Source organism: Klebsiella sp. BIGb0399, from assembly GCF_003752615.1.
In the GTDB taxonomy this organism is placed as follows: domain Bacteria; phylum Pseudomonadota; class Gammaproteobacteria; order Enterobacterales; family Enterobacteriaceae; genus Klebsiella; species Klebsiella lignicola.
In genome coordinates this window covers 322,264-342,914 of record NZ_RKHT01000007.1, presented here as the reverse complement: position 1 = coordinate 342,914, position 20,651 = coordinate 322,264, and the positions used below count along the sequence as shown (strand labels likewise).

Below are 20,651 nucleotides of genomic sequence, written 5' to 3'. Positions count from 1 at the left end.
AACCTGCCCGCCCGATAAGATAAGCCTCGTGAATTATTGAGGCGATAATGATTAAGCGACAGCGAAAAGCCATTCTTCTTGTAGCCCTTGCCTGTCTGGTGGTGCTGGTATGCACCGCGCAGCGTATGGCCGGGCTGCATGCGCTTGTCATGAACGCCGCGGCCGTGACGCAATCGGCCCAACAGGGACCAGATACGGCGGAAGCGCCGGTGACGCCCTGCGAGCTGAGCGCGAAATCTCTGCTGGCGTCGCCGCCGGTGCTGTTCGAAGGCGCCTTGCTGGCAGTCGCGCTGTTACTGACGCTGCTGGCGGCGATCCCGCCCCGCATCGAGCGTCTCTGGCCTCCCCGCGTTATCTCCCCTCCCCGGCTACGGGTGCATCTGCGATTGTGCGTTTTCCGTGAATGAGCAATTTCCTGAACACTCAGGTTAATTAATCATTTATGGAGAAAATTTATGTTTATGGTATTCAGGCGACTGCTGGTCTGCCTGCTTTGGCTATGGCTGCCCGTCAGCCAGGCTGCCGACAGCGGCTGGTTACGCGCCGCCGATAATCAACACGCCAGCGTCCGGCTGCGCGCCCAGAGCGAAAGCAGCGATACCGCCCGCCTGCTGCTGGATGTGAAACTGGAAAAAGGCTGGAAAACCTACTGGCGATCGCCCGGTGAAGGCGGCATTGCGCCCGCCATCGTCTGGAATACGCCGCTGGATGTTACCTGGCACTGGCCAACCCCGCAGCGCTTTGACGTCGCGGGCATATCCACCCAGGGCTACCACGACCGCGTCAGCTTTCCGCTGGAGATCCGCGGCCCGTTGCCGCAGACCCTGAGCGGCGTGCTGACGCTATCCACCTGCAGCAACGTCTGCATTCTCACCGACTACCCCTTCTCACTGGAGATGAGCGCCTCACCGGGAGACTCCTTTGGCTACGATTTCACCCGGGCGCTGGGTACGCTGCCGCGACCGGATGGCCTGACGTCGCGGCTGACCTCAGCCTATCGCGATGGAAAACTGACGGTAACGGCGGTGCGCGACGCCGGCTGGCAGCAGCCCGCGCTGTTTATCGACAGCATGGATGATGTCGACTTTGGCAAACCGACGTTCTCGCTGAAAGACGATACGCTTATCGCGCAGATCCCGGTCACCGACAGCTGGGGTGAGACGGCGCCCGACCTGAGCGGCAAGCGCCTGTCGCTGGTCCTTGCCGACAACGGGCTGGCGCAGGAAAGCGCGCTGACTATTGACCCGGGCTCCCCGGTAGCAGCGCCGTCGCTATGGTGGGTGCTGCTGATGGCGCTGGCGGGCGGCCTGATCCTCAACGTGATGCCCTGCGTGCTGCCGGTACTGGCCATGAAGCTCGGGTCGCTGGTGCAGAGCGGCGGACAGGAGCGCGGCGTGGTACGCCGGCAGTTCATGGCCTCGGTCTGCGGGATCGTGGTCTCATTTCTGGCACTCGCGCTGATGATGACCCTGCTGCGCCTGGGCAACCAGGCGCTGGGCTGGGGAATTCAGTTTCAGAATCCGTGGTTTATTGGCGCGATGGCGCTGGTAATGGTGCTGTTCAGCGCCAGCCTGCTGGGCCTGTTTGAGATCCACCTTTCCTCCGGCACCAGCACCTTTCTGGCCACCCGCGGCGGCCACGGGCTGATGGGCCATTTCTGGCAGGGAGCATTTGCGACACTGCTGGCAACCCCCTGCACCGCGCCGTTTCTCGGCACCGCCGTCTCGGTCGCACTGGTGGCGCCGCTGCCGCTGCTGTGGGGGATTTTCTTCGCCATGGGGGTAGGCATGAGCCTGCCGTGGCTGCTGGTCGCCGCCTGGCCGGGACTCGCCCGACACCTGCCGCGACCAGGACGCTGGATGAACGTCCTGCGCGTGGTGCTCGGGTTGATGATGCTGGGTTCATCGCTGTGGCTGATTAGCCTGCTGACGGTGCATCTCGGCCAGATGCCGGTTATTGCGCTGGTCGTGCTGCTGGCGCTGGCGTTGCTGCTGGCAATCCTCTGGCGCTACCGCTGGCGCACCGCGCTGTGGGCCGGCGTTCTGGCGCTTGCGGTTGCCGGAGCCTTCACGTTGTTTATGCAGCCTGATGGTCAGGCGTCGCGGCGCGACCGCGTTAACTGGCAGCCCCTCACCGAGCAGGCGATTATCGATGCGCTGGCGAACCATCAGCGGGTGTTTATCGATGTCACCGCCGACTGGTGCGTGACCTGTAAAGCCAATAAATACAACGTGCTGCTGCGTGACGATGTCCAGCGCGCCCTGTCGGAACCGGACGTGGTCGCCCTGCGCGGCGACTGGAGTCGGCCATCGGAAACCATCAGCCGTTTCCTGACCACCCGCGGCAGCGCCGCCGTTCCCTTTAATCAAATCTACGGACCGGGATTACCGCAGGGCCACGTGCTGCCCCCGCTGTTAAACCGCGACGAACTCCTCGCCACTCTGTCTGATGCGAAAGGTCAATAATCATGAGAACCATCACCGCTCTGTTTCTGCTGTGTCTGTCCACCTTCAGCCTGGCCGCTCCGGCTGAACAACCCGACTCAACCGCCGACGATCAGCTGGCAAAGCTGCTGTTCAACGACCCCGACAGCCCACGACTTGGCGCCAAAAATCCGCGCCTGACGATCGTTTCGTTTACCGATTACAACTGCCCCTACTGCAAGCAGTTCGATCCGCAACTGGAGAAGATCGTTCGCGAAAATCCTGACGTTCTGTTGATCGTGAAGCTGCTGCCGTTTAAAGGCCAGAGCTCGGTCAACGCCGCCAAAGCCGCGCTCTCTACGTGGCGCCAGCAGCCGGATAAATTCTGGCCGCTGCACCAGCGTCTGATGGCGAAAAAAGGTTATCACGATGATGCCAGCATTCTTGCCGCCCGCCAGAAAACGGCAACCGACGGCGTAAAGATTGATGACCAGACCATGGATCCCCTCAAGATGAACCTGATTTTGTCGCAGGTGCTGAATATTCAGGGCACCCCGGCGACAATCATCGGCGATCAGATGGTGGCCGGCGCCATTCCCTATAACGATCTGGAGGAGCTAGTGAAAACGCAGCTGGCAAAAGCCGATGGTCAGTAAATTACGCCGCTGGCTACGCGAGCTGGTGATTCTGCTGTTGCTCGCCGCAGCGCTCATCGCCGGGATGGATTATCTGCGCCAGCCCGCGCTGCCGCAGAACTTTACCAGCACGCCATTACAGACGCTGGATGGCAAAACGGTCGATCTGGCCGCCATGAGCCAACAGCGCCCGTTGCTGCTCTACGTCTGGGCGACCTGGTGCGGGGTCTGTCGCTATACCACGCCGTCGGTCTCAGCCCTGGCGAGCCGCGGGGAAAACGTGATGTCGGTGGCGCTGCGCTCCGGGGACGATGCCGCTCTGGCGCGCTGGCTGGCGCAGAAAAAGCTAATGCTGCCAACGGTGAACGATCCCCAGGGCCAGCTTTCCCGGCAGTGGGATGTTCAGGTCACGCCGACGCTGATCGTTATCTCCGGTGGCGAAGTGAAGTCGGTCACCACCGGCTGGACCAGCAGTTGGGGAATGCGCCTGCGGTTGTGGCTGGCGTCATAGCCCCCGGCTTGCGCTACGCTTAGCCGGGGTGATAAGTGGTGTGCCGGTTATTTGCCGCCGGCCAGTTCGAGGAAACTACCGGTCACGTAGGAGGCCTTGTCGCTCAGCAGCCAGGCGATAGCCTGCGCGACTTCCTCGGGCTGACCGCCGCGTTGCATCGGTAGCGCGGCTTTTACCCGATCCACCCGCCCCGGCTCACCGCCGCTGGCGTGCATCTCGGTATAGATAAAACCAGGGCGTACGCCGTTTACGCGAATGCCCTGCGCTGCCACTTCCAGCGCCAGCCCGGTGGTCAACGTATCCACGGCGCCTTTCGACGCGGCATAATCCACATATTCACCCGCCGCCCCCAACCGTGATGCCGCCGACGAGACGTTGACGATCGCTCCGCCTTTACCGTCATGCCTGAATGACATCCGCTTCACCGCCTCGCGACAACAGAGGAAATAGCCGGTGACATTGGTGCTCAGCACCTGGTTAATCCGCTCGGCGGTCAGGTTTTCAATGGTGCTCTGGGTAAACAGGATCCCCGCGTTGTTGACCAGGGCGGTCAACGGTTCATCCAGCTTATCGATACTGTCGAACATCGCCATGACCTGGGCTTCATCGCTGATATCTGCGGGTAGCGCCACGGCCTTGCCGCCCAGAATAACAATCTCATTCACTACCGCCATCGCGGCATTGATATTGCGGTGGTAATTGACCACCACGGTATAACCTTCCTGCGCCAGCAGCAGCGCGGTTGCCCTGCCAATGCCCCGGCTGGCGCCGGTAATCAGTGCTAAAGCCATATGACTCTCCCAAAAAATAAAGGCGCCGAAGCGCCTTTAAAAGATAGTCCAGTCAGCTAATTACTGGTATTCGCTCATCGGGACGCAGGAGCAGAACAGGTTGCGGTCACCGTAGACATCGTCCAGACGTTTCACCGTCGGCCAGTATTTGTTATCCAGACCAGCCGGGAATACCGCCAGCTCACGGGTATACGGGTGCGGCCATTCAGCCACCAGCTCGCCCTGAGTATGCGGCGCGTTCACCAGCGGGTTATCTTCCAGCGGCCATTCGCCCGCTTTCACGCGGTCGATTTCACCACGAATCGCCAGCATCGCGTCGATGAAGCGGTCCAGCTCGACTTTGCTTTCCGATTCGGTCGGCTCAACCATCAGGGTTCCGGCGACCGGGAAGGACATGGTCGGCGCATGGAAGCCAAAGTCGATCAGACGCTTGGCGATATCCAGCTCGCTGATGCCGGTCTCTTCTTTCAGCGGACGAATATCAAGAATACATTCGTGCGCCACACGGCCGTCGCGACCGGTATAGAGCACCGGGAACGCCTCTTTCAGACGGGTCGCGATGTAGTTGGCGTTGAGGATAGCCACCTGGCTCGCCTGCTTCAGCCCTTCTGCGCCCATCATGCGGATGTACATCCAGCTGATTGGCAGAATAGATGCGCTGCCGAACGGTGCGGCAGATACCGCGCCCTGACGGGTCAGCATGCCTTCGATTTGCACCACGCTGTGGCCCGGAACAAACGGTGCCAGGTGCGCTTTGACGCCAATCGGTCCCATACCCGGGCCGCCGCCGCCGTGCGGAATGCAGAAGGTTTTATGCAGGTTAAGGTGCGACACGTCCGCGCCGATAAAGCCCGGCGAGGTGATGCCCACCTGAGCATTCATGTTGGCGCCGTCGAGATAAACCTGGCCGCCGAACTGATGCACGATTTCGCACACTTCGCGGATAGTCTCTTCGTACACGCCGTGAGTGGACGGGTAGGTGACCATGATGCAGGAGAGATTCTCACCCGCCTGCTCCGCCTTCAGGCGCAGATCCGCCAGGTCAATGTTGCCATTTTTATCACAGGCCACCACCACCACCTGCATGCCGGCCATCTGTGCCGATGCCGGGTTGGTGCCGTGCGCAGAGCTTGGGATCAGGCAGATATCACGATGGCCTTCATTGCGGCTCTCGTGGTAGTGGCGAATCGCCAGCAGGCCCGCGTACTCGCCCTGTGCGCCGGAGTTCGGCTGCATGCAGACGGCGTCGTAACCGGTCAGTTTAACCAGCCAGTCGGAGAGCTGGGCGATCATCTGATGATAACCTTCCGCCTGTTCTGCCGGGCAGAACGGGTGCAGCTCGGCGAACTCCGGCCAGGTGATGGGGATCATTTCTGCCGCAGCGTTAAGCTTCATGGTGCAGGAACCCAGCGGGATCATCGCCTGATTCAGCGCCAGATCTTTACGCTCCAGCGAGTGCATGTAGCGCATCATCTCGGTTTCGCTATGGTAGCGATTGAACACCGGATGCGTCAGGATCGCATCATCACGCAGCATGCTTTCCTGGATAGAACGGCTGTCGAGCGCCACGTCTTTATCCAGCGTGTCGATATCCAGACCGTGATTGTCGCCGATAATAGCGCGGAACAGGTTCACAACATCTTCGCGGGTGGTCGCTTCGTCGAGAGTGATGCCGACCGCGTTGTGAATATCGCTGCGCAGGTTAATTTCCAGCGCTTCAGCACGTGCCAGCACTGCGGCTTTGTCGGCCACTTCTACGCACAGGGTGTCGAAGTAGTGCGCATGACGCAGCTTCAGCCCTTTTTTCTGCAGCCCGTCGGCGAGGATATCCGTCAGGCGATGGATGCGGCTGGCGATACGCTTCAGACCCGCTGGCCCGTGGAACACCGCGTACAGGCTGGCGATGTTGGCCAGCAGGACCTGGGAAGTACAGATATTGGAGTTCGCTTTCTCGCGGCGGATATGCTGCTCGCGAGTCTGCATCGCCATACGCAGCGCGGTATTGCCCGCGGCATCTTTCGATACGCCGATGATACGGCCAGGCATAGAGCGTTTGAATTCATCTTTCGCGGCGAAGAAGGCCGCGTGCGGGCCGCCGTAGCCCATCGGTACGCCGAAACGCTGAGCGGAACCGAAGACGATGTCGGCACCCTGCTTGCCCGGAGCGGTCAGCAGAACCAGCGTCATAAAGTCTGCCGCGACGCTGACCACGACTTTGCGTGCTTTCAGCTCGGCGATAAGTTTGCTGTAGTCGTGAATTTCACCGGTGGTGCCAACCTGCTGCAGCAGTACGCCAAACACGTCCTGATGGTCGAGGGCTTTTTCAGCATCATCAACGATGACGTCAAAACCGAAGGTTTCAGCACGGGTGCGGACCACGTCGAGGGTCTGCGGGTGAATATCCGCGGCCACGAAGAAGCGGTTAGCATTTTTCAGTTTGCTGACGCGTTTGGCCATCGCCATCGCTTCTGCCCCGGCGGTAGCTTCATCGAGCAGGGATGCAGAGGCAATATCCAGACCGGTCAGATCGAGGGTCACCTGCTGGAAATTCAGCAGTGACTCCAGACGACCCTGGGAGACTTCCGGCTGATACGGCGTATAGGCGGTGTACCAACCCGGGTTTTCCAGCATATTGCGCTGAATAACCGGCGGCAGCTGCACGGCGGTGTAACCCATGCCGATGTAAGACTTGAAGCGCTTGTTACGACCGGCTACCGCCTTCAGTTCCGCCAGCGCGGCAAATTCGGTGGTTGCGTCACCCACCTGAGGTGGTGTCGCCAGCTGAATATCCTGCGGCACAATCTGGCCAATCAGGGCGTTAAGCGAGTCGGCGCCGACGGTTTTCAGCATCTCTTGCTGTTGCTGAGCATCCGGGCCGATGTGACGTTCAATAAAGGCGCCGCGGTTTTCAAGCTGACCTAAAGTCTGAGTCATGAGCGATGGTTCCTGAAACGTGCAGTGAATCGTATGTGTCTTTACTTATCTGAACAGGCAAAATCATTCACGCCGTCGGCGCCTGGCGCCGCGGCGTGAAAGGGGCAACGCGGTTATTCGTTTTCCAGCAGCGCAGCGTAAGCCGCCGCATCCAGCAACGCCGCAACCTGCGCTTCATCACTGGCCTTGATTTTAAAGATCCAGCCGTCAGCGTACGGGTCGCTGTTCACCAGCTCCGGAGAGTCATTCAGCTCTTCGTTAACTGCCACAATCTCGCCGCTCACCGGGGCGTAAATATCAGATGCCGCTTTTACCGACTCGGCAACCGCACAGTCGTCGCCCGCTTCAACGGTCGCGCCGACGTCCGGCAGGTCAACGAAGACCATATCGCCAAGCAGTTCCTGAGCATGTTCGGTGATCCCAACGGTGTAGGTGCCGTCAGCTTCTTTGCGCAGCCATTCGTGTTCTTTACTGTATTTCAGTTCTGCTGGTACGTTGCTCATCAATTGATCTCCAAAAAGGGGGAATCACACTACGGCTTTGCCGTTGCGTACAAAAACAGGTTTAGTGACCTTGACCGGCATTTCGCGGTTGCGAATCTGCACGATGGCCGTTTCGCCGATACCGGCCGGTACGCGCGCCAGCGCGATACTGTAGCCCAGCGTCGGGGAGAAGGTGCCACTGGTAATAATACCTTCTTTCTGATTGCCCTCGGCATCGCTAAAGCGCACCGGCAGTCCACCGCGCAGTACGCCTTTCTCGGTCATCACCAGGCCCACCAGCTGCTCGGTACCTTTTTCACGCTGCAGTTCCAGCGCTTCACGACCGATGAACGCGCGGTCAGCCGGTTCCCAGGCAATGGTCCAGCCCATGTTGGCGGCCAGCGGAGAGATGCTTTCGTCCATCTCCTGACCATACAGGTTCATCCCGGCTTCCAGACGTAAGGTATCGCGCGCGCCCAGGCCGCAAGGCTTCACGCCAGCGTCGAGCAGGCCACGCCAGAAATCGGCCGCCTGTTCATTTGGCAGCGCAATTTCGTACCCGGCTTCACCGGTGTAACCGGTGGTTGCAATAAACAGATCGCCGGCCTGCACGCCAAAGAAGGGTTTCATCCCGGCAACGGCCTGGCGCTGCGCCTCGGTGAGCAGGGTCGCTGCTTTCTCTTTCGCCTGCGGTCCCTGTACCGCAATCAGTGAAAGATCGTCGCGGACGGTCATTTCAAGGCCATACGGCTCAGCCTGCTGGGTGATCCAGGCGAGGTCTGTTTCACGGGTGGCGGAGTTAACAACGAGGCGGAAATAATCTTCAGAGAGGAAATAGACAATCAGGTCATCGATGACGCCGGCGGAGGCGGTAAGCATGCCGCTATAGAGCGCTTTGCCGGGGACCGTGAGCTTCGCCACATCGTTCGCCAGCAAATAGCGCAAGAACTCCCGAATGCGGCTGCCGTGGAAGTCGACGATGGTCATGTGAGATACATCGAACATTCCGGCATCGCTGCGCACCGCGTGGTGCTCATCAATCTGGGAACCGTAATGCAGCGGCATCATCCAGCCATGGAAGTCCACCATGCGAGCGCCGCACAGCGTGTGTTGTTCATACAACGGAGTCTGTTGAGCCATCTTTTCCTCATCGAGTAAAACGCAAGCAGCTACGAGTTGAGCGAGATTGTCCGGGCGATTTCACACGATAAAATCGACCGCCGGTGCCGTTATCAGACGCCGACGCAAACGTTCTCTTTTGCCTGAACTTACCACCGAACCCGGCGCTAAACCATAAGCTAAATCAGGACATCACATTAGCTTATGACCAAAATCCGCCAGAAAGACTACAGAGTTATCGACTGGAAAAAAGCGATTTATGCCACATAAAATTAACATCACTGAGCAATAACGCCGAGCATGATGGTATTTTATGCGAAAAACCAGGCCTATTTTCCGTGACAAAAAACGACAGACATTAATAAAACTAATGCGAAAAAATGGGTGAGATTAGTTTATTTCAAATGAGAAGGGAAAACCCGGCGCGAGGGCCGGGAAAGAGAAGTGTGACGGGCTTAACGTAACCAGCTGGGGAGATCGTTCAGGCCCATCGCCTGACGAATAAGTTGCGGTTTGACGCCCGGCAAGGTATCCGCCAGCTTGAGGCCGATATCGCGCAGCAGTTTCTTCGCCGGGTTGCTGCCGGAGAACATTTCACGAAAGCCCTGCATCCCCGCCAGCATCATCGCGGCGCTGTGTTTGCGGCTGCGCTCATAGCGGCGCAGATACAGATGCTGACCAATATCTTTGCCCTGCGCATGCAGGCGTCTGAGTTCATCGATAAGCTCTGCGGCATCCATAAAGCCCAGGTTAACCCCCTGCCCGGCCAGCGGATGGATGGTATGGGCGGCGTCGCCAACCAGCGCGAGACGATGGGCAGCAAACTGCCGAGCGTAGCGACCGGTCAGCGGGAATACCTGACGCTCGCTTTCCACGTGGCACAGTCCCAGCCGATTATCGAAAGCGATATTCAGCGCCTGATTAAAGGCCGCCTCATCCGCCTGCTGCATTCGTTGCGCTTCCTGCGGCGACAGCGACCAGACGATGGAGCACAGGTGCGGGTCGCTTAACGGCAGAAAGGCCAGAATGCCGTCACCGTGGAACGCCTGACGGGCAATTGCCTGATGGGGATCTTCGGTGCGGATCGTGGCCACCAGCGCATGATGGCGATAGTCCCAGAAGGTCAGCGGGATGTCCGCCTTGTTGCGCAACCACGAGTTTGCACCATCGGCCCCCACTACCAGTCGGGCTGTCAGCATCGTCCCGTCCTGCAGACTCAGGAAGGCCTCGTTTTCGCCCCACGCCACCTGTTGCAACTGCGCCGGTGCCAGCAGCGTCACATCAGCGCAGCGCTGGGCTTTCTGCCACAAGGCGTGATGGACAATGGCGTTTTCAATAATATGACCCAGATGGCTAAAGCCCATGCTGCGATCGTCGAAGCAAATACGGCCAAAGCTGTCTTTATCCCACACTTCCATGCCGTGGTAACAGCTGGCGCGCTGGGCAAGGATTGCCGGCCAGACATCCAGCTTGCTGAGCAATTTTTCGCTGGCGGCGTTAATGGCCGAAACCCGCAGCGCCGGCGGCGCATCGGCGCTCAACGGCTGTGGCTCAGATTGTTCCAGCACCGCAACCCGCAGCCCGCTCCCCTGTAAACCACAGGCGACCGCTAACCCCACCATGCCTCCGCCAACAATGGCAACATCAACACTTTGCACGTTTAACTCCTTAACGGGGAACCCAACCGAGGGTACGCTGCGCCAGCGCATCACGCGCCGGAGTAAATAATTCCATGGCCATCAGACCCGCGTTGCGCCCCGCCACCAGCGGCGCCCAACGATTAGCAAACAGATGCACCAGCCCATCGGTCACGCCGATAGTGGCGGCTTTGTCATCCGCCCGCCGCGCCTGATAATCGCACAATAGCGAATAGTCACCGGGATCCTGGCCGTTCGCACTGGCCTGCGCCAGCAGTTCCGCCAGACTCATAACATCCCGCAGGCCCAGGTTAAAACCCTGACCGGCGATGGGATGCAGGGTCTGCGCCGCGTTGCCGACCAGCGCCAGACGATGCGCAACCGGGCGCGTCGCGGTGGTCAGCGCCAGCGGATAAACGCTACGCGTTCCGGCATGGGTGATGCGTCCCAACCGCCAGCCGAATGCCTGCTGCAGCCGTTCGCAAAACTCCGCGTCGGACCAGCTCAGCACCGCTTCACGCTGCGATTGCGGGTGACACCATACCAGTGAACAGCGGCCCTGCGACATGGGGAGCATCGCCAGCGGGCCATGCTCGGTAAAGCGTTCAAAAGCCCGCCCTTCATGGGGCAAGGCGGTACTGACGTTGGCGATCACCGCCAGTTGTTCATAGGGCTGTTGCTGCCAGCTCATGCCGCAGCGGGCGCCCAGCGTGGAGCGCGAGCCGTCGGCGGCCACCAGCAGTTGACCGCTAATCGTCTGACCGCTGTCCAGCGTGATACTGACGCCATCCTCCCATCGGCTGACGTCTTCGACTTTCGCCGGACAGTGCAGAGTGATACCCGGCGCGTCACGCAGTTGCGCAAACAGGCGCTGGCCGATATCGTGGAGCTCGACGACCTGCCCCAGCGCGGCCAGGTTGTAATCCTGCGCATCAAGAGTGACAAAGCCCGCATGCCCACGATCGCTGACGTGGACTCGCTGAATCGGCGTCGCGCAATCGGCTATTCCCTGCCAGATACCCACTCGTGCCAGCTGCTGACAGGTGCCAGCCGCCAGCGCAATAGCGCGGGCGTCAAAGCCAGGGTGTTGTGACGAATCCGGCTGTGCGGCCTCCACCAGATGAACCGCTAGCGCCCCTCTGGTCAGGCGAGAAATTGCCAGCGCCAGCGTCGCGCCGGTCATCCCACCGCCAACGATCAGTACGCTCATGACTGCCGGGCCGCCGCCATCAGCGCCTCGATATCGTCGGCGTTTTTCACCACGCCTGCGGTCAGGTTTTCGTTACCGTCTGCGGTGATCACGATATCGTCTTCAATGCGCACGCCAATCCCGCGATACTGCGGCGGAACATCGGCATCGACGGCAATGTAGAGACCCGGTTCAACGGTCAGCACCATTCCCGGCTCCAGAAGACGCGAGCGTTCAACATCGTAGAAGCCCACATCATGGACATCCAGCCCCAGCCAGTGGCTCAGGCCATGCATGAAGTAAGGTCGATGAGCATTGTTCGCAATCAGCTCGTCCACTTCGCCTTTCAGGATACCGAGGCGCACCAGACCGCTAATCATGATGCGCACCACCTGCTGGTTCACCTGTTGAATCGAGGTGCCGGGACGGAAAAGCGTCAGCGCCGTGTCGAGCGATTCGAGGACGATATCGTAAATCTCGCGCTGTGCCGGGCTGAATTTGCCGTTCACCGGGAACGTACGGGTGATGTCTCCGGCATAGCCGCGATACTCGCAGCCGGCGTCAATCAGGACCAGATCGCCATCGCGCAGTTCGGATTCGTTTTCGGTGTAGTGAAGAATACAGCCGTTTTCTCCACCGCCAACGATGGTGTTATAGGACGGGAAACGTGCGCCGTGGCGGGTAAATTCATGCAGAATTTCCCCTTCCAGCTGGTATTCAAACATCCCCGGGCGGCAGTGCTGCATCGCGCGGGTGTGGGCCAGCGCGGAAATCTCGCCGGCACGACGCATGACTTCCAGCTCTTGTGCTGATTTAAACAGGCGCATTTCATGCACCATCGGCCGCCAGTCAACCACCGAGCCTGGCGCCTGCAGATTCTGGCGCGAGCCTTTGCGCAGTTTATCGAGCGCGTTGAAGACGATTTTGTCCGCGTAGTCATACTCGCCCTGCGCAAAGTAGATAGCGTCAAGGCCGTTGAGCAGCTGGAACAACTGCTGATTAATTTCGCTAAATGCGAGGGCGCGATCGACACCCAGCTTCGCCGGTGCCGCATCCTGCCCAAGACGGCGACCGAACCAGATCTCGGCGGTTAAATCGCGGACGCGGTTAAACAGCACGCTATGGTTGTGGGTGTCGTCGCTTTTAATCAACACCAGCAGGGCTTCCGGCTCATTAAATCCCGTGAAGTACCAAAAATCGCTGTTCTGCCGGTAGGGATATTCTGAATCTGCGCTACGTACCGCTTCCGGTGCGGCAAAAATCAGCGCCGCGCTGCCTGGCTGCATCTGCGCCAACAGTGCCTGGCGACGAGAAAGAAATTCCTGCTGTGTCATGACGCCCCCTCAACAAATTATTGTTAGTGTAATGTTGGCTTGCGAACTTCCGGTGCGGTTGGCTGCTGGCGCAAGAAGGTTTCGTGGCACAGCAGCGCGGCGACGCGCACGTACTCGATAATCTCTTCCAACGACATTTCCAGCTCTTCCTGATCTTCGTCTTCGTCGTAACCGAGTTGCGCAATATTGCGCAGATCGTCGATGGCTTCCCCGGCTTCGTCTTTGACTTTATCCAGTTTTGGCTGAGTCACGCCAAGGCCCAGCAGGAAGTGGTTAACCCAGCCTGCCAGCGCATCCGCGCGTTCAAACACGCTCACGTCATCGCCGTCCGGCAGATAGAGCTGGAATAAGAAACCGTCATCTTCCAGAGAGTCGCTGGTCTGGGAGTGCATGCTACGCAGGGACTCGGCCAGTTCGTGACCAAAGGCGAGGCCTTCGTTGGTCAGGTCATGCACCAGCGGCTGCCAGCTGCTGTCTTTATTGCCGCCGCACAGGATCCCACTGATCAAACCGTGCATTTCGGCAGGGGTTAAGCCCACACCCTGTTGGTTCAGTAACTGGTCTACCGCGCGGTAGCCAGGCATTTCGTTCTGTATAGACATGCGCATTCGTCATCATTGGGAGGAATATTCATGGTATGCTACCACTTTGGACCCTGGTGAACCAGAATGGGGCTTGTACCTTCGCACCAGGGTAGCTATAGTGTCGCCCCTTCGCAGGCCCGGTACGGGCGTGAAGGCCGCGCAGTCAATCAGCAGGAAGGTGGCATGTCTGCACAACCCGTCGATCTCCAAATTTTTGGCCGTTCACTTCGTGTGAATTGCCCGCCTGAACAAAGGGATGCTTTGAGTCAGGCAGCTGATGACCTGAATCAGCGGTTGCAAGATTTAAAAGAACGCACTAGAGTCACAAATACTGAGCAGCTGGTCTTCATCGCCGCGTTGAACATCAGCTATGAGTTGACTCAGGAAAAAGCGAAAACCCGCGATTACGCTTCCAGTATGGAACAGCGTATTCGGATGCTTCAGCAGACCATCGAACAAGCGTTGCTTGAGCAAGGTCGCATAAGCGAAAGAACCGGGCCGAAGTTTGAATAACACTTTGCAATTAACTGTGTTAGAGTAAGTACCAGAACAAAATTTCTCTGAGATGTTTGCAAGCGGGCCAGTCCCCTGAGCCGATATTTCATACCACAAGAATGTGGCGCTCCACGGTTGGTGAGCATGCTCGGTCCGTCCGAGAAGCCTTAAAACTGTGACGACGCATTCACCTTGAACCAAGGGTTCAAGGGTTACAGCCTGCGGCGGCATCTCGGAGATTCCCTTCTTTCTGTTCGACCCCCTCTTTGCGTCATTTTCGGTTTTTATCACCTTGTGTATTACACTACGCCAACACGCATCCCTGGCCATTCGCGCATAGTGCGCGCGTGCCAACGCAGGTGGCTTAACATGACCCAACTTTCCGACACCCAAGCAACCCGACAGCAGATCCGTCAACAGATTCGCCAGCGTCGCCGCGCGCTGACGCCCGAGCAACAGACCGAGTTTGCCCTGCAGGGCGCCGATCGCATGATGGCCTACCCGCCGGTGGTTCTGGCGCAAAACGTGGCGCTGTTCTTATCCTTTGATGGCGAGCTTGATACCCGTCCGCTGATCGACCAGTTGTGGCGCGCCGGGAAGCGAGTCTACCTTCCGGTGCTCCACCCTTTTAGCCCGGGAAATCTGCTGTTTTTGCACTATCACCCGCACAGCGAGCTGGTCAGAAACCGGCTGAAAATCGACGAGCCTAAACTTGATGTGCGCGATGTCCTGCCGCTAAGCCAGCTCGACGTGTTGATTGTCCCGCTGGTGGCTTTTGATGCCGCCGGGCAGCGTCTGGGTATGGGAGGAGGGTTCTACGACAGGACCTTACAAAACTGGCAGGCGTATCGTCTGCAGCCCGTTGGCTACGCTCATGATTGCCAGCAGGTAGACGCCCTGCCAACGGCCCACTGGGATGTGCCACTGCCTGCCGTCATCACGCCGTCGACATGCTGGCAGTGGTCGTAAATTAGCGCTGACCGAGCGTTTTCAGCTGCCGGTCATGCCAGCCGCGCAGCAGGAAGAGGGTCGTCAGCGCCCCTAGCAGCGCACAGAACATATCTGACTGGGTGTCCCACGGGTCACCCTGAGTGCCGAGAAAATCATCCGCCCCCAGCCCCATCGCCAGTGCCGCCCACCATTCAATCAGCTCATAGGTGGCGCTGATCGCCAACGCGATACACCCCACCAGAAATGACAACATCTTGCGCCCACGAACATAGCCGCCGCGGATCAGAATCTCCCGCGCCGCCAGCGCCGGCACCAGACCCTGGAAAAAGTGGCCAAGCTTATCGTACGGGTTGCGGCTCAAATTCAGCCACGCCTGCACGTCAAAACCAATCGGCACTTTTGCGTAGGTATACATCCCGCCCACCATCAAAATAATGGCGTGAAAGAAGATAAGCGTATACAGGAGAGGTGTAAGGGGATAACGCGATCGCGTCGCCAGCAGTAACGGCACGATAATAATCACCGGCGTCACTTCCATCAGCCAGGTCAGGCTGTCGTGCGTACCCAACCCCGTCCATGCCAGGATCAGCAGCAGAAGAAAGGCACCCACATTCAACTGAGAAGTATGCATAAATTAAAGGGATCCCCGCAGGGATCCTTTTCAAAGGTTAATCAGAACAGCAGACGCGCGCGGATCGTGCCCGGAATGGCCTTCATCGCCTGCAGCGCATGTTGCGCCACATCTTCTTCCGCTTCAATATCGATAACCACATAGCCCATCTGCGGTGTGGTTTGCAGATACTGTGCCGCGATGTTGATGCTCTGAGCTGCAAAGATCTGGTTGATTGCGGTCAGCACGCCCGGACGGTTTTCGTGGATGTGCAGCAAACGACGACCGCCGTGCAACGGCAGAGAAACCTCCGGGAAGTTAACCGCAGAGAGTGTCGAACCGTTGTCAGAATACTTCGCCAGCTTGCCCGCCACTTCCAGGCCGATGTTCTCCTGCGCTTCCTGCGTCGAGCCGCCAATGTGCGGCGTCAGGATCACGTTATCAAACTCGCACAGCGGGGAGGTGAACGGATCGCTGTTGGTTGCCGGTTCGGTCGGGAATACGTCGATCGCCGCGCCAGCCAGATGCTTACGTGACAGCGCATCGCACAGCGCCGGGATATCGACCACGGTACCGCGCGAGGCGTTAATCAGCAGCGCGCCCGGCTTCATCAGCGCCAGCTCTTCCGCGCCCATCATATTTTTGGTGGAGGCATTTTCCGGCACATGCAGGCTCACCACATCGCTCATGTTCAGCAGGTCGGAGAGATGCTGTACCTGAGTGGCGTTACCCAGCGGCAGTTTGCTTTCGATATCATAGAAATAGACGTGCATCCCCAGCGACTCAGCCAGAATGCCCAACTGGGTACCGATATGGCCGTAACCAATAATCCCCAGCTTTTTACCACGCGCTTCGAAGCTGCCAACGGCCAGCTTGTTCCACACGCCACGGTGGGCTTTGGCGTTGGCTTCCGGTACGCCGCGCAGCATCAGCAGCAGCTCGCCAATCACCAGCTCCGCAACGGAACGGGTGTTTGAGAACGGCGCGTTGAAGACCGGGATCCCGCGTTTTGCCGCCGCGTCCAGGTCAACCTGGTTGGTGCCGATACAGAAGCAGCCGACCGCCACCAGTTTTTCCGCCGCGGCGAAGATCTCTTCAGTCAGATGAGTACGGGAACGCAGGCCGATGAAATGGGCATCACGGATCGACGCTTTCAGCTCTTCGCTGTCCAGCGCGCCTTTGTGAAATTCGATATTGGTGTAGCCTGCTGCACGAAGGTTTTCCACCGCTTTTTGGTGGACGCCTTCAACCAGCAGAAACTTAATCTTGTCTTTTTCCAGTGATACCTTAGCCATTTCCCCGTCCTGTATTTGTCTTATCTGATGTCGTGCGGAACGAAAGTTCTTCCCAGCAACATATCAAAAAAAACTATCGCGGCAATATGAACGTTTGCGTAGGCGACCTGAAGAAATATCACACAGAGGGAAATGACAGGACAAAACACCAGAAAGAGAAGAAAAGGTAGATTGTTACTGAGGCCGGTTGCATAAATGTGACAGAAGTCACCAAATTCGGCCAGGAGAAAAAATATTTGCGAGGGAGCGGATTCGCTCCCTCAATAATATTATTTTACGATGGTTTTCACGCCATCGGCGGTACCGATCAGTGCCACATCAGCCCCGCGGTTGGCGAACAGCCCAACAGTGACGACGCCTGGAATACCGTTAATGGCATTTTCCAGGGCGATAGCGTCAAGGATCTCCAGGCCGAACACGTCGAGAATAACGTTGCCGTTATCAGTGATCACGCCCTGACGGTACTCCGGGCGACCGCCCAGCTTCACCAGCTCACGCGCAACGGCGCTGCGCGCCATCGGAATCACTTCGACCGGCAGCGGGAAGGTCCCCAGAATATCAACCTGCTTGGAGGCGTCTGCGATGCAGATAAATTTGTCTGCCACCGAGGCGATAATCTTCTCGCGGGTCAACGCCGCACCGCCGCCCTTAATCATCTGCATATGGCCGTTAATCTCATCGGCGCCGTCGACGTAAATTCCCAGACGGTCCACGCTGTTGAGATCGAAAACCGGAATACCAAGGCTTTTCAGTTTTTCGGTAGAGGCATCAGAGCTGGATACCGCGCCTTCAATCTGCCCTTTCATGGTGCCCAGCGCATCAATAAAATGCGCCGCCGTGGAGCCCGTACCGACACCCACGATGGTGCCCGGTTGTACATATTGCAATGCCGCCCAGCCTACTGCTTTTTTCAGTTCATCTTGCGTCATGATTATGGTCCGAGATGTGAATACCTGTGGCGCATTATAGAACACCATAGGGGCCATTGTCCCTGTGACAGGCTCACACAACTGAGCAGACCATTTTTCGTCTTCATCAAAAACAAATTTATGTCATAGTGCAAGTTAACGAAAAGTTATGGGGGTACGCCTGAGCAATGAAACGACCGGACTACAGAACACTACAAGCGCTGGATGCGGTGATTAGAGAACGTGGGTTTGAGCGCGCCGCGCAGAAGCTATGCATTACACAGTCCGCCGTCTCTCAGCGTATAAAACAGCTGGAAAATATGTTCGGACAGCCGCTGCTGGTCCGTACGGTACCGCCGCGTCCTACCGAGCAGGGACAAAAACTGCTGGCCCTGCTGCGTCAGGTTGAGCTGCTGGAAGAAGAGTGGCTGGGCGATGAGCAGACCGGTTCAACGCCGCTGCTGCTGTCGCTGGCCGTTAACGCCGACAGTCTGGCGACCTGGCTACTGCCGGCGCTGTCGAATGTCCTTTCCGATTCCCCTATCCGCCTCAATCTGCAGGTCGAAGATGAAACCCGCACCCAGGAGCGGCTACGTCGCGGCGAAGTTGTCGGCGCGGTGAGTATTCAGCCGCAGGCGCTGCCAAGCTGCCTGGTGGATCAACTGGGCGCGCTGGACTACCTGTTCGTCGCGTCAAAACAGTTTGCGCAACGCTATTTCCCGAATGGCGTCACCCGCTCAGCGCTGCTGAAAGCGCCGGTTGTCGCCTTCGATCATCTGGATGATATGCACCAGGCGTTCCTGCAGCAAAACTTCGATTTGCCGCCGGGCAGCGTCCCCTGCCATATCGTTAACTCGTCAGAAGCCTTTGTACAACTCGCCCGCCAGGGCACGACCTGCTGTATGATCCCGCATCTGCAGATTGAAAAAGAGCTCAACAGCGGCGAGCTGATCGATTTAACGCCGGGGCTGTTTCAGCGTCGAATGCTCTACTGGCACCGCTTCGCGCCGGAGAGCCGGATGATGCGTCGGGTAACCGATGCGCTGATCGACTACGGCCACAAGGTATTGCGTCAGGACTAAACGCCGCGCATAAAAAAAGCCACTTCAGAGAAGTGGCTTTTTAATGTATGGCTTACTGTGCGGTTTCAGGGGCCTTCGCCGGTGCTGCCGGCGCTGCTGGTGTAGCGGCCTGAGACGGTTGCAGTTCAAATACCACATCGACCTGATCGTCAAACTGAATGGTCGCCTGCTCGTAGGTTTCCTGAGCGGAGACCGGCGCCGCATCGGCAGCCTTCATCATGCGCACCATCGGGCTCGGCTGATAGTTCGAGACATGATAGCGAACGCTGTAGATCAGCCCCAGCTTGCTGTGGAAGCCTGACGCCAGCTCCTGCGCCTGATGCACAGCGTCATCAATCGCTGCTTTACGGGCTTTATCTTTGTAAGCATCCGGTTGCGCAACGCCTAAAGAGACGGAGCGAACTTCATTCAGCCCCGCTTTCAGTGCGCCATCCAGCAGCCCATTCAGCTTGTCCAGCTGACGCAACGTCACTTCAACGCTGCGCACCGCGCGGTAGCCTTTCAGAATGCTCTTGCCGTTCTGGTAGTCGTAATCCGGCTGGGTGCGTAAATTCGCAGAGTTAATATCTTTTTTAGCGATGCCGTTCTTTTCCAGGAAAGAGAGATACTGCGCCACCCGATCGTCGGCCTGTTTCTTCGCCGATGCCGCGTCTTTCGCTGCAACGTTAACTTCAATCGCCAGGGTGGCGATATCCGGAACCGCCGCCACGCTGGCGGTACCTGAAGTGACAATGTGCGGTCCATTTGGCAATTCATTTGCCTGCACTGCCATTGCGCTGAATCCGATTGCTGCCGCCAGGGCCATGAGTTTTAACTTCACTGTCGTTTCTCCATCTTACACATGAGTCGCCCATCTACGGGCGCATGTCTGCAAGCTTAACGCGTACGCGACGAAAGTCCATCGGACAACACTTAGTTCACTAACGCCTGGAGATGCACAAGCCCCTCTTTTGCCAGCTGAAAGGCGATAAACCACATCACGACACCCACCAGCACATTGATGATCCGTTGCGCACGCGCAGTACGTAGGCGTGGCGCCAGCCACGCCGCCAACAGCGCCAGGCTTAAGAACCAAATAAAGGAGGCGCTGATCGTCCCTAATGCAAACCAGCGTTTCGGCTCCACGGCAAGCTGCCCGCCCAGGCTCCCCAGCACCACAAAGGTGTCGAGATAGACGTGCGGATTCAGCCACGTCACCGCCAGCATGGTGGCAATAATTTTCCAGCGCCCCTGCTTCATCACTTCCGCGCTGGCCAGTTCCAGATTGCTGCTCATCGCCGTTTTCAATGCGCCGAAACCGTACCACAACAGGAACGCCACGCCACCCCAGGTCACCAGCGCCAGCAGCCACGGCGACTGCATCAGTAATGCGCTGCCGCCAAAAATCCCGGCACAAATCAGCAGCAGATCGCTGACCGCGCACAGCAGCGCGATCATCACATGATACTGCCGACGAATACCCTGATTCATCACAAAGGCGTTTTGCGGGCCAAGGGGTAAAATCATAGCCGCGCCCAGGACAAGCCCCTGAAAGTAATACGATAACATGACGTGTTTTTCCGATAAGGTCGTTAATGCAGGGGAATATAACGCGTAAAAATCATTAGAGGAAATTGATAATTTTAATCATTAATTAATACAGCTAATGACGATGTTATTAAAAAAGGGTCC

20 protein-coding genes and 1 other RNA gene are annotated in these 20,651 nt (G+C 58.1%); 8 read left to right on the top strand and 13 right to left on the bottom strand.

Annotated elements, in window-relative coordinates; genetic code table 11:
• Window positions 1–47 precede the first annotated feature (47 nt).
• Genes EDF82_RS16225 through EDF82_RS16210 form a run of 4 tightly spaced genes read left to right on the top strand, consistent with a single transcriptional unit; the run spans window position 48 to window position 3,569 of the window.
• Window positions 48–407 (top strand): copper resistance protein, encoded by a 360-nt coding sequence (locus EDF82_RS16225; protein ID WP_123756555.1) that lies wholly within the window; start codon window positions 48–50, stop codon window positions 405–407.
• A 48-nt stretch (window positions 408–455) separates the two neighbouring features.
• Window positions 456–2,465 (top strand): protein-disulfide reductase DsbD, encoded by a 2,010-nt coding sequence (locus EDF82_RS16220; protein WP_123756554.1) that lies wholly within the window; start codon window positions 456–458, stop codon window positions 2,463–2,465.
• Window positions 2,466–2,467: 2 nt separating this feature from the next.
• Window positions 2,468–3,079 carry a DsbA family protein gene (locus EDF82_RS16215; protein ID WP_123756553.1) on the top strand — a complete coding sequence of 204 codons (612 nt, stop codon included), beginning with the start codon at window positions 2,468–2,470 and terminating at the stop codon, window positions 3,077–3,079.
• The gene (locus EDF82_RS16210) at window positions 3,069–3,569 is read left to right on the top strand and encodes a protein disulfide oxidoreductase (protein ID WP_123756552.1); all 501 of its coding nucleotides are present in this window, start codon (window positions 3,069–3,071) and stop codon (window positions 3,567–3,569) included. The genes EDF82_RS16215 and EDF82_RS16210 overlap by 11 nt, the downstream gene beginning before the upstream one ends.
• Before the next feature lie 47 nt (window positions 3,570–3,616).
• On the opposite strand, the gene EDF82_RS16205 is transcribed toward EDF82_RS16210, so the two are convergent.
• The 8 genes from EDF82_RS16205 to EDF82_RS16170 form a co-directional block, all read right to left on the bottom strand.
• Window positions 3,617–4,360: an SDR family oxidoreductase gene (locus tag EDF82_RS16205; RefSeq protein WP_123756551.1), complete on the bottom strand. Its 744-nt coding sequence runs from the start codon at window positions 4,358–4,360 to the stop codon at window positions 3,617–3,619.
• A gap of 60 nt (window positions 4,361–4,420) precedes the next feature.
• Window positions 4,421–7,294, bottom strand: a complete 2,874-nt coding sequence (gcvP, locus tag EDF82_RS16200) for an aminomethyl-transferring glycine dehydrogenase (protein ID WP_123756550.1) — start codon at window positions 7,292–7,294, stop codon at window positions 4,421–4,423.
• A 113-nt stretch (window positions 7,295–7,407) separates the two neighbouring features.
• Entirely contained in the window at window positions 7,408–7,797 is a 390-nt protein-coding gene (gene gcvH / locus EDF82_RS16195) for a glycine cleavage system protein GcvH (protein WP_123756549.1), read from the bottom strand.
• 24 nt (window positions 7,798–7,821) lie between these two features.
• Entirely contained in the window at window positions 7,822–8,916 is a 1,095-nt protein-coding gene (gene gcvT, locus EDF82_RS16190; RefSeq protein WP_123756548.1) for a glycine cleavage system aminomethyltransferase GcvT, read from the bottom strand.
• A gap of 434 nt (window positions 8,917–9,350) precedes the next feature.
• Entirely contained in the window at window positions 9,351–10,553 is a 1,203-nt protein-coding gene (gene ubiI / locus EDF82_RS16185; protein WP_123756547.1) for an FAD-dependent 2-octaprenylphenol hydroxylase, read from the bottom strand.
• A 10-nt stretch (window positions 10,554–10,563) separates the two neighbouring features.
• Window positions 10,564–11,742: a 2-octaprenyl-6-methoxyphenyl hydroxylase gene (gene ubiH / locus EDF82_RS16180; protein ID WP_123756546.1), complete on the bottom strand. Its 1,179-nt coding sequence runs from the start codon at window positions 11,740–11,742 to the stop codon at window positions 10,564–10,566.
• The gene (gene pepP / locus EDF82_RS16175; protein ID WP_123756545.1) at window positions 11,739–13,055 is read right to left on the bottom strand and encodes a Xaa-Pro aminopeptidase; all 1,317 of its coding nucleotides are present in this window, start codon (window positions 13,053–13,055) and stop codon (window positions 11,739–11,741) included. Before pepP ends, ubiH begins: the two co-directional genes overlap by 4 nt.
• A 23-nt stretch (window positions 13,056–13,078) precedes the next feature.
• A complete protein-coding gene (locus tag EDF82_RS16170; RefSeq protein WP_123756935.1) occupies window positions 13,079–13,657 on the bottom strand; it encodes a YecA family protein in 579 nt (192 codons plus the stop codon).
• A gap of 165 nt (window positions 13,658–13,822) precedes the next feature.
• Here EDF82_RS16170 and zapA point away from each other — a divergent pair, with 165 nt between their 5' ends.
• The 3 genes from zapA (at window position 13,823) to EDF82_RS16155 (ending at window position 15,103) form a co-directional block, all read left to right on the top strand.
• Window positions 13,823–14,152 carry a cell division protein ZapA gene (gene zapA, locus EDF82_RS16165; RefSeq protein ID WP_041147162.1) on the top strand — a complete coding sequence of 110 codons (330 nt, stop codon included), beginning with the start codon at window positions 13,823–13,825 and terminating at the stop codon, window positions 14,150–14,152.
• Window positions 14,153–14,193: 41 nt separating this feature from the next.
• Window positions 14,194–14,377, top strand: a non-coding RNA gene (ssrS, locus tag EDF82_RS16160) — 6S RNA.
• A gap of 126 nt (window positions 14,378–14,503) precedes the next feature.
• Window positions 14,504–15,103, top strand: coding sequence for a 5-formyltetrahydrofolate cyclo-ligase (locus EDF82_RS16155; protein ID WP_123756544.1), 600 nt, complete (start codon window positions 14,504–14,506; stop codon window positions 15,101–15,103).
• A 1-nt stretch (window position 15,104) separates the two neighbouring features.
• On the opposite strand, the gene EDF82_RS16150 is transcribed toward EDF82_RS16155, so the two are convergent.
• From EDF82_RS16150 to rpiA, 3 genes are all read right to left on the bottom strand, one after another.
• Complete coding sequence (locus EDF82_RS16150; protein ID WP_123756543.1) at window positions 15,105–15,716, bottom strand: DUF2238 domain-containing protein; 612 nt, start codon at window positions 15,714–15,716, stop codon at window positions 15,105–15,107.
• Between the two features lie 41 nt (window positions 15,717–15,757).
• A complete protein-coding gene (serA, locus tag EDF82_RS16145; RefSeq protein WP_123756542.1) occupies window positions 15,758–16,990 on the bottom strand; it encodes a phosphoglycerate dehydrogenase in 1,233 nt (410 codons plus the stop codon).
• 269 nt (window positions 16,991–17,259) lie between these two features.
• Window positions 17,260–17,919, bottom strand: a complete 660-nt coding sequence (rpiA, locus tag EDF82_RS16140) for a ribose-5-phosphate isomerase RpiA (RefSeq protein ID WP_123756541.1) — start codon at window positions 17,917–17,919, stop codon at window positions 17,260–17,262.
• Window positions 17,920–18,086: 167 nt separating this feature from the next.
• On the opposite strand from rpiA, the gene argP reads away from it, so the two are divergent.
• Entirely contained in the window at window positions 18,087–18,980 is an 894-nt protein-coding gene (argP, locus tag EDF82_RS16135) for a DNA-binding transcriptional regulator ArgP (protein WP_123756540.1), read from the top strand.
• Between the two features lie 52 nt (window positions 18,981–19,032).
• Here argP and EDF82_RS16130 read toward each other — a convergent pair whose 3' ends face one another.
• Window positions 19,033–19,800: an oxidative stress defense protein gene (locus EDF82_RS16130; protein WP_123756539.1), complete on the bottom strand. Its 768-nt coding sequence runs from the start codon at window positions 19,798–19,800 to the stop codon at window positions 19,033–19,035.
• 92 nt (window positions 19,801–19,892) lie between these two features.
• Window positions 19,893–20,528, bottom strand: a complete 636-nt coding sequence (argO, locus tag EDF82_RS16125; protein ID WP_123756538.1) for an arginine exporter ArgO — start codon at window positions 20,526–20,528, stop codon at window positions 19,893–19,895.
• Window positions 20,529–20,651 lie beyond the last annotated feature (123 nt).

Excerpts from the sequence above, each read along its gene's own strand:
- EDF82_RS16220 (WP_123756554.1), top strand. The coding sequence starts at position 456 with ATGTTTATGGTATTCAGGCGACTGCTGGTCTGCCTGCTTTGGCTATGG.
- pepP (WP_123756545.1), bottom strand. The coding sequence starts at position 13,055 with ATGACACAGCAGGAATTTCTTTCTCGTCGCCAGGCACTGTTGGCGCAG.
- ubiH (WP_123756546.1), bottom strand. The coding sequence starts at position 11,742 with ATGAGCGTACTGATCGTTGGCGGTGGGATGACCGGCGCGACGCTGGCG.
- rpiA (WP_123756541.1), bottom strand. The coding sequence starts at position 17,919 with ATGACGCAAGATGAACTGAAAAAAGCAGTAGGCTGGGCGGCATTGCAA.
- EDF82_RS16205 (WP_123756551.1), bottom strand. The coding sequence starts at position 4,360 with ATGGCTTTAGCACTGATTACCGGCGCCAGCCGGGGCATTGGCAGGGCA.
- gcvT (WP_123756548.1), bottom strand. The coding sequence starts at position 8,916 with ATGGCTCAACAGACTCCGTTGTATGAACAACACACGCTGTGCGGCGCT.
- EDF82_RS16210 (WP_123756552.1), top strand. The coding sequence starts at position 3,069 with ATGGTCAGTAAATTACGCCGCTGGCTACGCGAGCTGGTGATTCTGCTG.
- argO (WP_123756538.1), bottom strand. The coding sequence starts at position 20,528 with ATGTTATCGTATTACTTTCAGGGGCTTGTCCTGGGCGCGGCTATGATT.
- argP (WP_123756540.1), top strand. The coding sequence starts at position 18,087 with ATGAAACGACCGGACTACAGAACACTACAAGCGCTGGATGCGGTGATT.
- EDF82_RS16225 (WP_123756555.1), top strand. The coding sequence starts at position 48 with ATGATTAAGCGACAGCGAAAAGCCATTCTTCTTGTAGCCCTTGCCTGT.
- EDF82_RS16155 (WP_123756544.1), top strand. The coding sequence starts at position 14,504 with ATGACCCAACTTTCCGACACCCAAGCAACCCGACAGCAGATCCGTCAA.
- EDF82_RS16215 (WP_123756553.1), top strand. The coding sequence starts at position 2,468 with ATGAGAACCATCACCGCTCTGTTTCTGCTGTGTCTGTCCACCTTCAGC.
- serA (WP_123756542.1), bottom strand. The coding sequence starts at position 16,990 with ATGGCTAAGGTATCACTGGAAAAAGACAAGATTAAGTTTCTGCTGGTT.
- EDF82_RS16150 (WP_123756543.1), bottom strand. The coding sequence starts at position 15,716 with ATGCATACTTCTCAGTTGAATGTGGGTGCCTTTCTTCTGCTGCTGATC.
- gcvH (WP_123756549.1), bottom strand. The coding sequence starts at position 7,797 with ATGAGCAACGTACCAGCAGAACTGAAATACAGTAAAGAACACGAATGG.
- EDF82_RS16170 (WP_123756935.1), bottom strand. The coding sequence starts at position 13,657 with ATGTCTATACAGAACGAAATGCCTGGCTACCGCGCGGTAGACCAGTTA.
- gcvP (WP_123756550.1), bottom strand. The coding sequence starts at position 7,294 with ATGACTCAGACTTTAGGTCAGCTTGAAAACCGCGGCGCCTTTATTGAA.
- zapA (WP_041147162.1), top strand. The coding sequence starts at position 13,823 with ATGTCTGCACAACCCGTCGATCTCCAAATTTTTGGCCGTTCACTTCGT.